The sequence below is a fragment of the Brachybacterium atlanticum genome (assembly GCF_025669985.1).
Classification (GTDB): domain Bacteria; phylum Actinomycetota; class Actinomycetes; order Actinomycetales; family Dermabacteraceae; genus Brachybacterium; species Brachybacterium conglomeratum.
On record NZ_JAKJJW010000001.1, the window covers coordinates 22,285 to 37,048 of the forward strand.

The 14,764-nt window shown below is 72.7% G+C and carries 12 protein-coding genes; 9 read left to right on the top strand and 3 right to left on the bottom strand.

All coding sequences use genetic code 11. From position 1 onward, the window contains the following. Positions 1-264: 264 nt before the first annotated feature. The 3 genes from L3K22_RS00110 to L3K22_RS00120 are packed head-to-tail and all read left to right on the top strand — an operon-like array spanning position 265 to position 3,184. Positions 265-1,356 carry an IS110 family RNA-guided transposase gene (locus tag L3K22_RS00110; RefSeq protein ID WP_263309615.1) on the top strand — a complete coding sequence of 364 codons (1,092 nt, stop codon included), beginning with the start codon at positions 265-267 and terminating at the stop codon, positions 1,354-1,356. A 14-nt stretch (positions 1,357-1,370) separates the two neighbouring features. Continuing rightward, on the top strand, positions 1,371-2,273 hold the full coding sequence (locus L3K22_RS00115; RefSeq protein WP_263309616.1) for an aldo/keto reductase: 903 nt from the start codon (positions 1,371-1,373) through the stop codon (positions 2,271-2,273). A gap of 23 nt (positions 2,274-2,296) precedes the next feature. Further along, entirely contained in the window at positions 2,297-3,184 is an 888-nt protein-coding gene (locus tag L3K22_RS00120; RefSeq protein ID WP_263309617.1) for a helix-turn-helix domain-containing protein, read from the top strand. Positions 3,185-3,275: 91 nt separating this feature from the next. Here the strand turns inward: L3K22_RS00120 and L3K22_RS00125 are convergent, their stop codons facing one another. Beyond that, a complete protein-coding gene (locus L3K22_RS00125) occupies positions 3,276-4,472 on the bottom strand; it encodes an MFS transporter (RefSeq protein ID WP_263309618.1) in 1,197 nt (398 codons plus the stop codon). Positions 4,473-4,643: 171 nt separating this feature from the next. On the opposite strand from L3K22_RS00125, the gene L3K22_RS00130 reads away from it, so the two are divergent. After that, a complete protein-coding gene (locus L3K22_RS00130; RefSeq protein ID WP_263309619.1) occupies positions 4,644-5,069 on the top strand; it encodes a hemerythrin domain-containing protein in 426 nt (141 codons plus the stop codon). A gap of 334 nt (positions 5,070-5,403) precedes the next feature. Here the strand turns inward: L3K22_RS00130 and L3K22_RS00135 are convergent, their stop codons facing one another. Further along, positions 5,404-6,057 carry an HAD family hydrolase gene (locus tag L3K22_RS00135; protein ID WP_263309620.1) on the bottom strand — a complete coding sequence of 218 codons (654 nt, stop codon included), beginning with the start codon at positions 6,055-6,057 and terminating at the stop codon, positions 5,404-5,406. Further along, positions 6,054-7,085, bottom strand: a complete 1,032-nt coding sequence (locus L3K22_RS00140) for an NAD(P)-dependent alcohol dehydrogenase (RefSeq protein ID WP_263309621.1) — start codon at positions 7,083-7,085, stop codon at positions 6,054-6,056. Before L3K22_RS00140 ends, L3K22_RS00135 begins: the two co-directional genes overlap by 4 nt. Positions 7,086-7,539: 454 nt before the next feature. Here L3K22_RS00140 and imuA' point away from each other — a divergent pair, with 454 nt between their 5' ends. From imuA' to L3K22_RS00165, 5 genes are all read left to right on the top strand, one after another. Next, entirely contained in the window at positions 7,540-8,367 is an 828-nt protein-coding gene (gene imuA' / locus L3K22_RS00145) for a DnaE2-dependent mutagenesis accessory factor ImuA' (protein WP_263309622.1), read from the top strand. Beyond that, a complete protein-coding gene (locus L3K22_RS00150; RefSeq protein ID WP_263309623.1) occupies positions 8,367-10,148 on the top strand; it encodes a Y-family DNA polymerase in 1,782 nt (593 codons plus the stop codon). The genes imuA' and L3K22_RS00150 overlap by 1 nt, the downstream gene beginning before the upstream one ends. A 160-nt stretch (positions 10,149-10,308) precedes the next feature. Next, entirely contained in the window at positions 10,309-10,893 is a 585-nt protein-coding gene (locus L3K22_RS00155) for a winged helix-turn-helix domain-containing protein (RefSeq protein ID WP_126985595.1), read from the top strand. Next, the gene (locus L3K22_RS00160) at positions 10,884-11,336 is read left to right on the top strand and encodes a hypothetical protein (protein WP_263309624.1); all 453 of its coding nucleotides are present in this window, start codon (positions 10,884-10,886) and stop codon (positions 11,334-11,336) included. Before L3K22_RS00155 ends, L3K22_RS00160 begins: the two co-directional genes overlap by 10 nt. Positions 11,337-11,338: 2 nt before the next feature. Beyond that, on the top strand, positions 11,339-14,764 hold the full coding sequence (locus L3K22_RS00165) for an error-prone DNA polymerase (protein WP_263309625.1): 3,426 nt from the start codon (positions 11,339-11,341) through the stop codon (positions 14,762-14,764).

The window sequence follows — 14,764 nt, forward strand, 5'->3', positions numbered from 1 at the left end:
CGTCGCCCCTGCTCCTAGCGTGGACGTCAGTGTGAGGCTTGCTGGTGCCGCGGATGGCGCGGTGGTTGGATCCCTTCCACTCGGTGACTGGCTCTTAGCGTGGCTGCCGCTCGTCTTTGAGCTGGCCTGCATGCGTATTGCCGTCGCCGGGTGGAAGGACCGGCCGGCGTGACTTGATAGGAGCGTGCAGCTGCCCCACTGAGGTATGTCCGCCGACCGGCCCGACCGTTCGTCCCCCACTCGGATTCAAGGGAGGCAGTGACCATGGTGGTCCTGATCGGCGCTGACGTCCACAAGAACTCACACACCTTCGTTGCGGTCGACGCGGCGGGCAAGCAGATCGGGCAGATCACTGTCCGTGCGACCCATGCCGGTCACGAGAAGGCCTATCGCTGGGCCCGCAAGTCCTTCATCGAGCAGGACCGCAGGTGGGGACTGGAGGACTGCCGCCACCTCACGGGCCTCCTGGAACGCGACCTCCTCGCTCATGGCGAGCCGGTGGTCCGGGTGCCGGCGAAGCTGATGGCCCGCCAGCGCGCCGCCGCGCGCACTCGTGGGAAGTCCGATCCGATCGATGCTCTGGCTGTCGCGCGGGCGTTGGCGAGGGAAGACGATCTGCCGGCCGCGTTCACCGATGAGCGGGCCAGGGAGGTCAAGCTGGTCCTGGCTCGTCGTGAGGACCTGGTCGCGGAGCGGACACGGGTGATCAATCGCCTGCGCTGGCACTTGCACGAGCTCGACCCCGAGCTCGACCCGGCACCGCGTGCGCTGACCCATCGGCCCGCCCAGGAACGGGTGCGGGAGCTGATCGAGGCGAGCGAGGGGATCGTCGCCGAGATCGCGGGCATGGTCCTGGCCGACCTTGAACGACTTTGCTCCTCGATCAGCGAGCTCGATGCACGGCTGCGGGGCATGGTCCGGGATCTGGAGCCGGAGCTGCTGGAGATCCCGGGCTGCGCGGAGCTGTCTGCCGCGAAGATCATCGCCGAGACCGCCGGGATCGAACGGTTCGCCACGGAGTCGAAGTTCGCAATGTTCGCCGGCTGCGCACCGATCCCGGTCTGGTCAGGCAAGACCGAAGGCCGAGTCCGGCTGAACAGGGGCGGGAACCGCCAACTGAACTGCGCGATCCACCGCATCGCGATCACCCAGACACGCCTCGAGGGGCCGGGCAAGGAGTACTACGAACGGCTCCGAGCTGATGGGAAGACAGTGATGGAAGCCCTGCGCTGCATGAAGAACCAGATCGCCCGACGCATATGGCGCACCCTCACCCGAGCCCACGCCGAAGCCCTCACCACCACCCCCATCCCCCTGAACCCCACCCCAACGACGTGCCTCCCGCACGCCGCTTGACATAGGAGATACGCATGACGATCGACCTCACCGCACCGAATCCCTCCTTCACCCTGAACAACGGCGTGACGATGCCGGCCCTCGGCCTCGGCGTCTTCCAGACCCCGCCGGAGGAGACCTCCGCCGCAGTCGCCGAGGCACTGCGCATCGGCTACCGCCACATCGACACCGCCGCGGCCTACGGCAACGAGCGGGAGGTGGGGGAGGGGCTGCGCGCCTCGGGGGTGGACCGCTCCGAGGTGTTCCTCGAGACGAAGCTGTGGATCACCGACTACGGCTACGACCAGGCGCTGCACGGCTTCGAGAAGTGCGCCGCGAAGCTCGGTGTCGACCAGATCGACCTGCTCCTGCTGCATCAGCCGCTGAGCAGCGACTTCGAGAGGACGATCGGCACCTACAAGGCGCTGGAGACGCTGCTGGCCGACGGGCGCGTGCGCGCCATCGGCATCAGCAACGTCATGCCGGACGTGCTCGAGCGCCTGCTCGAGGCGACCGACGTGGTCCCCGCCGTGAACCAGGTCGAGTCCCACCCCTACTTCGCGCAGCGCGACGTCCAGGAGGCGAACGCCCGCCACGGCATCCTGACCCAGGCATGGTCTCCGATCGGCGGGATCACCCACTACCGCGGCGACGTGGAGCGCTCCACCCTGACCGACCCGGTGATCGGCGAGATCGCCGCCGCGCACGGCCTCACGCCGGCGCAGGTCATGCTGCGCTGGGGCCTCCAGCAGGGCCGCTCCGTGATCCCGAAGTCCGTGCGCCCCGAGCGGATCGCAGAGAACCTCGACGTGTTCCGCGTCGCGCTCTCCGACGAGGAGCTCGCCCGGATCGACGCGCTGGAGACCGGGGAGCGCGGCGGCCCCGACCCCGACGCGATCACGCTGGAGACCTTCGGCGGCGAGATCCCGGAGGCGTGAACGGGGAGGAATACGGTGTGACCATGGACCATCGAGCAGAGGTGAGCGACTTCCTGCGCACGCGCCGGGACCGGATCACGCCCTCCCAGGCGGGGATCCTCGGCGGCACGCGTCGACGCGTGCCCGGGCTGCGCCGCGAGGAGGTCGCCGCGGCCACGGGGATCAGCGTCGAGTACTACGCCCGGATCGAGCGCGGGGACCTGCGCGGCGTCTCCACGGAGGTGCTGGACGCGCTCGCCCGCACGCTGCTGCTGGACGAGGCGGAGACCGACCATCTCCACGACCTCGCCGAAGCCGCGGGGCCGCCGGCCCGTCGGCGCCCACGTCCGACCGAGCAGCCCTTCCCCGACTCGCTGCAGCGCTTCGTCGACGCGGTCTCCGTGCCGGTGTGGGTGCGGGACCGTCGCATGGACGTGGTGGCGACGAATCCCGTCGGCCGTGCGCTGTACGCGCCGGTGCTCGAGGACCCCGCCGCGCGCGGGAACACCGCGAGGTTCGTCTTCTTCAGCCCCGCCTCGCGCACCTTCTTCCCCGACTGGGAGGACAACGCCACCGGCATCGTAGCGACGCTGCGCACGTATGCGGGCCAGTCCCCGCGCGACAAGCGGCTCAGCGACCTCATCGGCGAGCTCGCCACCCGCAGCGACGACTTCCGGGTGCGCTGGGCCGCGCACGACGTGCGCCATCACCGCACCGGCCTCAAGCGCATCCGCCACCCCGAGGTGGGGGACCTCGAGCTCGGCTACGAGGCCATGGACTTCCCCGCCCATCCCGACTGGTTGATGTTCGGGTACACCGCCGCGCCCGGCTCGCCGAGCGAGGAGCGGCTGCGGCTGCTGGGCAGCCTCGCGCAGCAGTCGGCCGACGGGGCCCGCACGGCCGTCGACGGGCGCGCCACCGCAGCCGGCTGACGGCAGTGCCGAGGACCGACCACGGCCCGCCGAACAGCGACCGGACGCGTGGCGATCGTGCTCCTGGATCAGCTGTCCCGGCTCACGTCGCTCAGTCTCGCGCGGCTTCCGCGGGCGGCGCTGCGAGTCGCTTCGCCAGCGGGATCATGACGAGCCCGATCACGGTCAGCACCGCGCAGATCGCGAAGATGCCGCGCTGTCCCAGCTGCGGCAGCGCCCCGGCGGCGATGATCGGCCCGGACAGGATCGCGCCGACGCGCCTCGCGTTCATGAACAGCCCCGTGGACATCCCCGCCCCCGGTATCAGGTCCTGGAAGAGGGTCAGCCCGATCCCGGAGATCGCGGCGAAGCCGAGCGCGTTCGGGATCTGCAGCACGAGCAGCAGCACCGGCTCGGTGACCAGCATCAGCCCGGTGTAGTAGACGGCCGAGAGCACGGCGCCGACCGCGACCAGGGTGAGGTGCGAGATGCGGTCGCCGAGGCGGCCGATGATCATCAGCGCCGGCACCTCGAGCGCGGCGGCGACGCCGAGCACGATCCCCGCCCACATGACGCCGAGGCCCACCGTCTCGGTGACGTACAGCGCCATGAACGTCATCGCCGTCGCATTCGTGGCCTGGAACAGCACGAACGCACCGATGATCACGACGGTCGCCGTCCGGCTGCCGGGCGGCAGCGCGTGCGGGGAGCGGGTCGGTTCCGGCGCCTCCGCGGCCGCGGAGCGGTGGTGCCGCATCATCACTGCGGTCATCACGATGTTCACCACCGCGATCACCACCAGTGCCAGCAGGATCCCGCGTGCCCCTGCCCAGCCGATGATCGCGGTCGCGAGCGGCGGCCCGCCTATCCAGGCCGCGGAGATGATCGCGCGGGTGTCGACGATCGTGGAGGTGGCCGCGCCGACGTCCCGCAGATGGGCGAACAGCATCGTGGTGCCGAGCCCCGCCGGGCCGCCGAGGACCACCAGCGCCACCGTCGCGAGCGGCAGCGTGCTCACCGCGGCGAGCGCTGCGGCCAGCGCGATCGTCAGCACCGCGGCGGCCATCAGCATCGGCAGGTAGGTGCGGCGCCGGTCCGTCCAGGCGGGCAGCACGATCGAGGCGATGAAGCCGCCGGCGTTGTAGATCGCCAGCGACCAGCCGATGTCCGCGGTGGAAGCGTCGTAGAGCGTGGCGAGGATCAGGGCGAGCGCGGGGCTCAGCAGCGAGGAGTGCAGTCCCCACAGCAGCGCCGCCGACGGCACGAGCAGGCGGGGGGCGAGGGGGCGCCGCGGGGCATCGGAGGGCATGGAGATCCTTCATCGTTCGGAGGTCGAGCTCCCGGCACGCTATGCCGCCGCCGTCCTCGCCGGGAGGAACTGCCGGGGCACCCCTCAGCTGCGACGCGCGAGCAGACTGATCGTGTTCGGCAGCCGCCCGTCCCAGGCGGCGGCCGGCTCCTCCCCGTCGGGTCGCCAGAGATGAGGCGCGTGCATGTGCGCCTGCGTGAGGCACTAAGGGTCACCCGCGAGTCCGCGGACCGCGGCGGGAGCGCCGAGGACCCCGCCCGGGAGCTGCTGCTGTTCTGCCACGGGTTCTGCAGCGCGCTGGACGCGCACCACACGGGGGATGGCCGCACCCTGTTCCCGGCGATCGAGGCCGCCCGCCGCGACCTCGCGCCCGTGCTGCGCGCCCTCCAGCAGGACCATTCCATGATCGGCCACCTGCTCGGGGGTCTCGAGGCGGCGGTGAGTTCACGCTCCTCCCCGGAGGTGCTCGCGAGACACCTCGAGGGCATCGCCGCGATCATGGAGAGCCACTTCTGCTACGAGGAGCGGCAGCTGCTCACCGTGCTCGAGGGCCTCGCCCTCGACGCGGACCCGGGGGAGGCGCTGGGGACGCTGTGACGGTGATGAGGTCCGGGAAGGCGGGGGAGGCCCAGTACTCCTCGGCCGTGGGCCCGGCATCGACCTGCCCGATGCTCACGAGCCACGCGACCATCACCATGCCGTGGGTGGCGATGAGCAGGTCGTCCTCGGGCTCCTGGTCGGCGACTCCCGCTGCGAACCGCCGGGCGGCCTCGGCCATGCTCTCCCAGCTCACGTGCCGGGCGTCCGGCTCGCCGCGGATCCACGCTCCGCGCCGCTCCCGGGCCTTGTCGTCGAAGGGCTTCCGGGTCTCTCCACCTCGCCGAAGCGAGGGTCGATCAGCGGCTCCCGTCCGGTCGCCGCCGATGAACGCTCACCGGTGCCTCGCGAGGAGGATGCCCAGCAGCTCCGCGGTGGTCGGCGCGGTCAGCGTCGGCTCCCACGGATGGGCCCACGACCTCCCGTGGGAGACCCAGCCGGTAGAGAATCCCGCAGCCCGGCCTCCCTCGATGTCCGGCGTCGCATGATCGCCGATCATCCAGGTCTCTGCGCTCCGCTCCATCCCGTCGACGGCGAGCGCGAAGATCTCCGGATCCGGCTTCTTCACACCGGCCGCCTCCGAGATCACCACCCGGTCCAGCAGGGGACCGAGACCCGTGCGCTCGAGCTTCGCCGTCTGCTGCACGACCGTGCCGTTCGTCACCAGCACCAGCTCCGCGCCGATCCCGCGCAGCTCCTGAAGCGCCTCCGGGATCCCCGGATAGCAGGCGATGCCCTCCACGACACCGAGCTGCAGGTGCTCCTGGATCTCCTCGGCCGACGCGCCCGGTCGCAGCCGCCGGACGATCTGCGCCGCGAGCTCGGCACGCGGCCGGTAGCCGCCCCGGTCGGCCTCCCCGAGCCAGTCGAGGTCGTCGGGATCGGCACCGATCCCTTCGATGAACGAGCACGCCCAGTCCTCGAAGGCCCGCCGCCGGTCCACCAGGGTGCCGTCCAGGTCCAGGAGGACCAGCGGCGGTCTCCTCACAGCGCGATCTGGATCTTCACGTCCGTCGGTCGGCCCTCGAGGAAGCGCTCGAACGCCTGGACCGAGTCGTCGAAGGCGAAGGTCTCCGAGACGAAGGGGGAGAGGTCCACGGCCTCGCTCGCAGCGAGGTCGATCGCCTTCTGGTGCACGTTCGCGTAGCGGAACACCGTCTCGAGCGAGACGCCGCGGCTCTGGGCGGTGGCGATGTCGAAGGGCACCGGATCCACCGGCATGCCTACAAGGACGATGCGGCCGCCCGGTGCGGGCAGTGCCCACAGGGCTTTGTACGCGGGAGCGGCGCCGGTGGCCTCGAAGACGACCTGCGGGCCCCAGCCGCCGGTCGCGTCGCGCACCGTCTCGCCGAGGTCCTGCTGGGTGGCGTCGACCGTGACGATGCCGTCGATCCCGTCGAGCAGCGCGAGCTTCTCCGGCAGGACGTCGGAGATGAAGACGGTGCTGGCACCGCCGGCGAGCGCGGCGAGCGCGGTCATGATCCCGATCGTGCCGGCGCCGACCACGGCGGCGACGTCTCCGGGGGAGATCTCCGCCTTGGTCGCGGCGAACATGCCGACCGCGAAGGGCTCGATCAGCGCGCCCTCGGCGAAGCTCATCGACTTCGGGAGCCTGTACGTGTAGGCGGCGGGGTGGAGCACCTCGTCGGCGAGACAGCCGTGGATGGGAGGGGTCGCCCAGAACTCGACGCCGGGGTCGACGTTGTAGTTGCCCTCCTTGACTGCGCGGGAGGTGGGGTCCGGGACGCCCGGCTCCATGACCACGCGGTCGCCGACGGCGAGATCCGTGACGCCCTCGCCGACCTCGAGGACGGTGCCGGCGCCCTCGTGGCCGAGAATCATCGGCGCCTCGACGACGAACGGGCCGATCTTCCCGTCGGTCCAGTAGTGCACGTCCGAGGCGCAGATGCCGACGGTGTGCATCGCGATCCTCACCTGGCCTGGGCCGGGAGCACCCGGCGCCTCGACCTCCTCGATCGACATCCGGTTCTTCTCGTGCAGCACCAGCGCTCGCATCCCAGTCCTCTCCTTCGATGTGCGGTCCGTCTCATGATCGCAGAGGAGCGGCGGGGGAGGAGGGGAGGTCCGACGACGCACGGAGCGCCTCCCGCCCCGCCCCGCCTGCGCCTCGCCACCCCCGCGTGGACGATCCGCTCGTCGGAGCGCTCAGTCCGCCCGTTCTGCCCCGCGGCTTCGCGCTCGCCCTGCCCCGCGGCTCCCCGCCACCCCAAGGGACAGGTGCATGTGTTCGTTTTTCGACGTACATCACGTACATCACGTACGCGCTTTTCTTGCCGGGCACCCCCACCCGCCCCGCCCGCCCTCGTCTGTCACACCCCTCCCCGAGGCTTCGTATGCACGTTCGATGTCACGACCTGGGCGCCTTGAGCGCCACCCCGCCGGGGCGTACAGTTCGAACTCCTGTTCGAACACGTGCGGAGGAACGGCGAGGGCCGGAAGGAGGAGCGCGATGGGCACCGCCCTGCAGATCGAGGACCGTGAGGAGCGGCTGTCCCGGGCCCGGGCCGCGCTCGGGGCGGCCGAGCGCTCCGCCGCCCGCTGGGGCGGACGGATCGACCGCACCGCCCTGCAGCCCTCGGCGCGCCCCGTCTCCGAGTCCGCGGACGACGGGCTCGGCACCCGTCTGCCGGTCCCGGGGCCGCTCCGGACGCTGTTCCCGCGCGGGAGTCTGCGCGCCGGCAGCTCCGTGGCGCTCGAGGGCGCCGCGAGCACCTCGCTGCTGCTGTCCCTCGCGGTCGCCGCGGCGGGGGAGGACTCCTGGTGCGCGATCGCCGGGATGCCCGATCTGGGGCTGCGCTCCGCGATGGACGCGGGCCTGGATCCCTGCCGCCTCGCCCTCGCTCCGGCGGACGGCGAGCAGCGTCCCCAGGTGCTCTCCGCCCTCGCCGACGGGGTGGGCGTGCTCGTGCTCGGCCCCGACCTGGACCTCGCCCCGGCGCTCTGGCGCAGCCTGCTGGGCCGGGCCCGCACCGCCGACACCCTCGTCCTCGCCGCCGCCCCGCCCGGCCGCGCCGACCTCACGCTGCGCTCCACCGCTCGGGGATGGTCCGGCCTCGGCCAGGGCTCGGGACGACTGCGTCGGCGCCGTCTCGAGATCACCGCCGAGGGCCGCGGCATCGCCGGCCACCGGTCGGCCGAGGTGCTGCTGCCGCAGGTGGACGGAATGCTCGCAGCGATTCCCGCCGGTGCGCCGGCGGGGGCTGCGGCCCGTCCGGCGGCGGTCTCGGAGCGGCGTCCGGCGATGCAGCTCCTGCCGAGCGTGCGGAGGGCCGGGTGATGAGCGTGCACGCCCCCGCCGACCTCCACGCCCCCGCCGCGGCCGGCCCCGCTGCTGTCGACGCCGCCACCGCCCGGGCGACCCGCACCGTCGCCGTGACCGTCCCGGACTGGCCGCTGCTGGCCGCGCTGGACCGCCACCAGCGACGCCTCGAGGCCGCCGCAGGGGAGGAGGACGCCCCCGCGCCGGCCCCGCTCGATCTCGCCGCCGTCCCGGTGATCCTGCTCGACCAGCACCGCGTCACCCATGCCGGCGCCGCCGCCCTCGAGGCCGGGGTGCGCCCGGGGATGACGCGCCGCGCCGCCCGGGCCGCCTGTCCCGAGGCGCTCGTGCTGGAGGCCGACCGCGAGCAGGAGACCGCGCTGTTCGAGCTGGTCGCCGCCGCGGTGGACACGATCGCGGCCGGGGTGGACGTGCTGCGCCCCGGGGTGCTGCTGATGTCCGCCCGAGGGCCGGCCCGCCACCAGGGCGGGGAGGGGCGCCTCGCCGAGCGGATCCTGGACGCGGTCGCCGACCTCACCGGCTGGGACTGCGCCGTCGGGATCGCCGACGGCCCCTTCGCCGCACTGCTCGCCTCCGGGCCGGGCCGGATCGTGCACGAGGGCCGCAGCGCCGACTACCTCGCCCCGCACCCGATCCAGGCCCTGCGCAGCGCCCCCGTCGGCCCCGGCTGGGGCCATCGCGGCCAGCCCTCGGCCGCCCGCCCCGAACGACGCCTCGACCTCGCCGAGACGGTCGATCTGCTGCAGCGACTCGGGATCACGACCCTCGGCGATCTCGCCGCCCTGCCCTCGGCCGCGGTCGCCGACCGCTTCGGCCCGGACGTCGCGACGCTGCACCTGCTCGCGCGCGGGCAGGAGCCCGCTCCGCCCGCCGCGCACCATCCCACCCAGCCGCTGCTGGCCGAGACGACGCTGGAGACCCCGCTGGTGCGCACCGACCAGGCAGCCTTCATCGCGCGTCCGCTGGCCGAGCAGCTGCACGCGATGCTGGTCGAACGAGGGCTGGTGTGCACCAGGCTGCGGATCGTGGCCCGCACCGAGGGCGGCGAGGAGATGGAGCGCACCTGGCGTCACGACGGGGCGCTGACCGTCGCCGACGTCGTGGACCGCATCCGCTGGCAGTGCGACGGATGGATCACCCGGGCGCGGCTCGGCGGTCCTGCGACCGGGGCGATCACCCGGATCGGGCTGCATCCTCTGCAGCTGGCCCCGGCGGGGGAGAACGCGCCCGCGCTGTGGGGCAGCGCCGGGGAGGCGGCGCAGCGGGCTTCCCGTGCGCTCGCCCGCGCGCAGGGCCTGGCGGGGGAGGAGGCGGTGCAGGTCCCGGCCCTCGTCGGTGGAAGGCTGCTGGCCGAGGAGGTCGCCCTGGTGCCCTGGCGCAGCGAGAAGCCCGCACGGCGCGAGGGTCCCTGGCCCGGCGCCCTGCCCCGCCCGGTGCCCGCGACCGTGTTCCGTGACCCGCCCGCGGTGCGGCTCGAGGACGTCGCGGGCCGTCCCGTCGTGGTCACCGCCCGTGGTCTGCTGAGCGGCGCGCCGGCCCGCCTGCTCGTCCTCGCCCCGGGCGCGCCGGCGCTGCAGCGGGCCGGGCTGCGCGCCGGCTCGGGCTGCCAGGTGCTCGCCCATGCCGCTCCCGTCGTGCTCGACGAGCGCTGGTGGGCGCGGGACGGCAGGCGCGCCGCGCGCCTGCAGCTCGTGGTGCGCGGAGCGAGCGCCGAGGAGGTCGCCGTGCTCGCCCTGTCCCGGGCGGGGGAGTGGACGCTGGAGGGGCTCTATGACTGAGGCGACGTGCTGCGAGGGACGAGCGGCAGGAGCGCAGTCGGAAAGCACCGCTGAGGCGACGTGCTGCGAGGGACGAGCGGCAGAAACGCGGGCAGAGGGGGCCGGGCCTGAAGTCCGGGACCTCTTGAGTGTCAAAATAATGGAGGATATCCTCCGTTATATGAGAACTGAAGCGCCGCTGCTCGCTCCTATCTTCCGCTCGGACGGCCAGGCTCGTCTGCTGTCCGCTCTCATGCTCGAGGACGAGGAGCGGAGTCTCACCCAGCTCGCCGAGCAGACCGGACTGGCGTACCCCTCCGTCCATCGGGAAGCCACCCGACTTCTCCAGGCGGGGATCCTGACCGAGCGCCAGGCAGGACGCACACGTCTGCTCCGCGCCGACCCGGACAGCCCCCTCGTCGCCCCCCTGCGGGAGATCCTCCTCATCACCACCGGGCCCGTTCCGCTGCTGAAGGACGAGCTCTCCCGGATCCACGGGATCGAGAGCGCATTCCTCCACGGCTCCTTCGCCGCACGGATGCGACGGGTGGACGGTCCTGCTCCGAACGACATCGATCTCATGATCATCGGGACCCCGGACCCCGATGCGGTGTACGACGCCTGCGGACGGGTCGAGGAGATCGTGCACCGCCCGGTCAATCCCACCATCACCACCCGCAGCGAGTTCGATCGCGACTCGGGATTCCATACCCGGGTGCGGAACAGTCCTACCGTCCCCGTCCTCGGAGAGCTGCCATGGCCATGACCCCGCTCGACCCGAACCAGGAGCAGTCAGTGCGCGCTCTCGTCGCCGCGCGCCGACTGGAACAGGTGCCCGCCGACCTGCGGCGTGCAGAGCTGTTCCTGGAGAAGGCTCGTCGTCGTCTCGCGGACCTCGACAACCTCACCTGGGCGGAGAGTCGATACAACCTCGCCTACGACGCCGCACATGACGTCGGAGAAGCGCTGCTGGCCGCCTACGGGTACCGGACGACCAACGGACCGGGACAGCACGAGGCGCTGGGACGCTTCCTGAGGGCAGTGCTGACCACGCCCCCAGGGCAGTCAGGGGCACGACGATTCGATCAGATGCGCCGTGCACGCAACCAGCTGCGCTACGAGGCCTCCAGCGTCGGGGACGCGGATGCCGACGTGGCGAGCAGGGCGGCTCGGGCGCTGCACGACGGCGCGGCAGCGCGGGGCATCTGACCATGGCCCGCTGGTTCCTGGGCCCGCCCGCGTGGAAGGACCTCGAGGCGGTCCTCTCGGACCGTCCCGCCGAGCTGGTCTCCCCGCCGATCGTCGTCGAGCACACCGGGAAGCAGGCGGAGGATCCGTACCGCCCTGCCCGTCACGTCGAGTACGCGGAGCTGCACGCCCACTCCCACTTCAGCTTCCTCGACGGCGCCTCGAGCCCCGAGGACATGGCCATCCAGGCGGCCCGGCTCGGGCTCGGCGCGATCGCGCTGGTGGACCACGACGGGCTGCCCGGGGTGGTGCAGGCGGCGAAGGCCGCGGCCGAGGCGGGGATCGCGACCGTGTTCGGCGCCGAGCTGACCATCGGCCTCGAGCCCGGGGCCGAGACCGCGAGCAGCACCCCCGTGACCTCCGCACCCCGCACCGGAACGCCCGACCCCGAGGGGGAGCACCTGCTGGTGCTGGTGCGGGACGAGACCGGGTACCGCCGCCTCTCCGCCGCGATCGCCCGCGCCCACTTGGGCAGCGGGCAGAAGGCCGCACCCCGCTACCGCCTCGCCGAGCTGTCGCGGATCGCCCGGGAGGGGCACTGGCTGATCCTCACCGGCTGCCGCAAGGGCGCCGTGACCCGGGCCGCGAGCGCGCGCCTGGCCGAGGGCGACCTCGAAGGCGCCGCGCATGCCGCCGCGGAGCAGATCGCGCGTCTGGTGGAGCTGTTCGGTCTCGGGAACGTCGCCGTCGAGCTGATCGTCGGCGGCGGGGGAGAGGCCGACGAGCTCCACGACGCGCTCGCCCAGGGCGCCCGCCTGGTGCGCGAGTCGCACGGGCTGGACGCGGTCTCGCTGCCGCTGGTGGCGAGCACGAACGCGCACTACGCCCGCCCCTCGGACAAGCGCCTGGCCGACACCCACGCCGCCCTGCGCGCCGGAGGGTCGCTGGAGAGCGCCGACCCCCATCTCGCCTCCCGCCCCGCGCACCTGCACAGCGGGGAGGAGATGGCGCAGCTGCTGCCCCGCTATCCCGCCGCGATCACGCAGGCGGCGCAGCTCGGCCGCGACTGCGCCCTGGACCTGCGCCTGCTCGCCCCCGACCTGCCTCCCTTCCCCGTCCCCGCCGGGCACGACGAGGCGAGCTGGCTGGTGGAGCTGGTGGAGATCGAGGGGCGCGAGCGCTACGGGCCGCGGCCCGCACCGGGCCGTCCCGAGAAGATCCCCGGGGCGTGGGCGCAGATCGACCACGAGCTGAAGGTCATCACCGACCTGCACTTCCCCGGCTACTTCCTGATCGTCCACGAGCTCGTCGACTTCTGCGCAGGGGAGGGGATCCTCGCCCAGGGCCGCGGCTCCGCCGCCAACAGCGCGGTCTGCTACGCGCTGGGGATCACGGCGGTCGAACCCGTCGGCCACGAGCTGCTGTTCGAGCGGTTCCTCGCCCCGGAACGGGACGGCCCGCCGGACATCGACATCGACATCGCCTCGGACCGCCGGGAGGAGGTGATCCAGCACGTCTACGAGCGCTACGGGAGGGAGAACGCCGCGCAGGTCGCCAACGTCATCACCTACCGGGCGAAGCTCGCGGTGCGCGACGCGGCGAGGGCGCTCGGCTACGACCCCGGCGCGCAGGACGCCTTCGCCAAGCGGATCGAGCGCTCCTTCTCCTCGCTGAAGGACGCCGACGTGCCGGACGACGTGGTCGCCCTCGCCCAGCAGCTGCGGGACGCACCGCGCCACCTCGGCATCCACTCCGGCGGGATGGTCCTCGCCGACCGGCCCGTGATCGAGGTGTGCCCGGTGCAGTGGGCGGCCATGGCGGACCGCTCCGTGCTGCAGTGGGACAAGGACGACTGCGCCGACGCGGGCCTGGTGAAGTTCGACCTGCTGGGCCTGGGGATGCTCACGGCGCTCGACCATGCGCTGAAGATCGTCGCCGAGCACCACGGTCAGCACTTCGAGCTGCGCACCCTGCCGCAGGAGGACCCGGCCGTCTACGACATGCTCTGCGCCGGGGACAGCGTGGGCGTCTTCCAGGTCGAGTCCCGCGCCCAGATCTCCACCCTGCCCCGGCTGAAGCCGCGGGTGTTCTACGACCTGGTGGTCGAGGTGGCGCTGATCCGGCCCGGCCCCATCCAGGGCGGGTCCGTCCACCCCTACATCCGCCGCCGCGCCGGCGAGGAGGAGGTCACCTACCTGCATCCGAAGCTGAAGAAGTCCCTGGGCCGCACGCTCGGGATCCCGCTGTTCCAGGAGCAGCTGATGCAGATGGTGGTCGACGTCGCCGACTTCACCCCCGCCCAGGCCGACCAGCTGCGCCGCGCCATGGGCTCCAAGCGCTCCACCCAGAAGATGCTCGAGCTGTCCGATGCGCTGTTCACGGGGATGGCCCGCCACGGCATCACCGGGGAGGACGCCGAGGCGATCCACCGCAAGCTCCTCGCCTTCGCCAACTACGGCTTCCCCGAGTCGCACGCCTACTCCTTCGCGTATCTCGTCTACGCGAGCTCCTATCTCAAGTGCCACTACCCGGCCGCGTTCACCGCCGCGCTGCTGCGCTCCCAGCCGATGGGCTTCTACTCCCCGCAGTCCCTGGTCGCCGACGCGAGGCGCCACGGCGTGCTCACCCACGGCCCGGACGTGCTCGCCTCCCGCGCCCGCACCGACCTCGAGACCGACGAGGAGCACGTCGGGTACCGGCTCGAGACCCCGGGGGAGCAGGTGCAGGGGGAGCGGGCCGCAGCCGGGCCCGCGATCCGGCTGGGCCTGGACCAGGTGCGCGGCATCTCCACCGAGACCGCCGAGCAGATCGTCGCCGAGCGGGACCGCGGCGGCCCCTTCGCCTCCGTCCCGGATCTCGCGCGGCGGGTGCGCCTCACCGCCCGCCAGCTCGAGGCGCTCGCCACCGCCGGGGCGCTGGACGCTCTGGCGAGCTCGCGCCGGCAGGCGCTGTGGGCGGCGGGCGCCGCCGCGCAGGAGTCCCCGGACACGCTCCCGCACCTCGCCGTCGGCGCGGAGGCGCCGATGCTGCCGGGGATGAGCGATGCGGAGCTCGCCACCGCCGACGCCTGGGCCACCGGGATCACCCTCGCGGACCATCCGATGGCGCTGGTGCGGGAGCGGATGACGGCCGACGGGGTGCTCTCGATCGCCGGTACCCGGGAGGCGGAGGACTCCAGCCGGATCCGGGTCGCCGGGGTGATCACGCACCGTCAGCGCCCCGCGACCGCCGGGAACATCACCTTCCTCAGCCTCGAGGACGAGACCGGGATCCTCAACGTCGTCTGCTCGCAGGGGTTCTGGGTGCGGCACCGGGCGCTGCTGCGCACCGCGCGCGCGATCGTGCTGCGCGGCATCGTCGAGAACCGCACCGGGGCGGTGAACCTCGTCGCCGACGCGGTGGAGCCCCTGGACCTGGCCGCGGCGGGTCGGTCCAGGGACTTCCAGTAG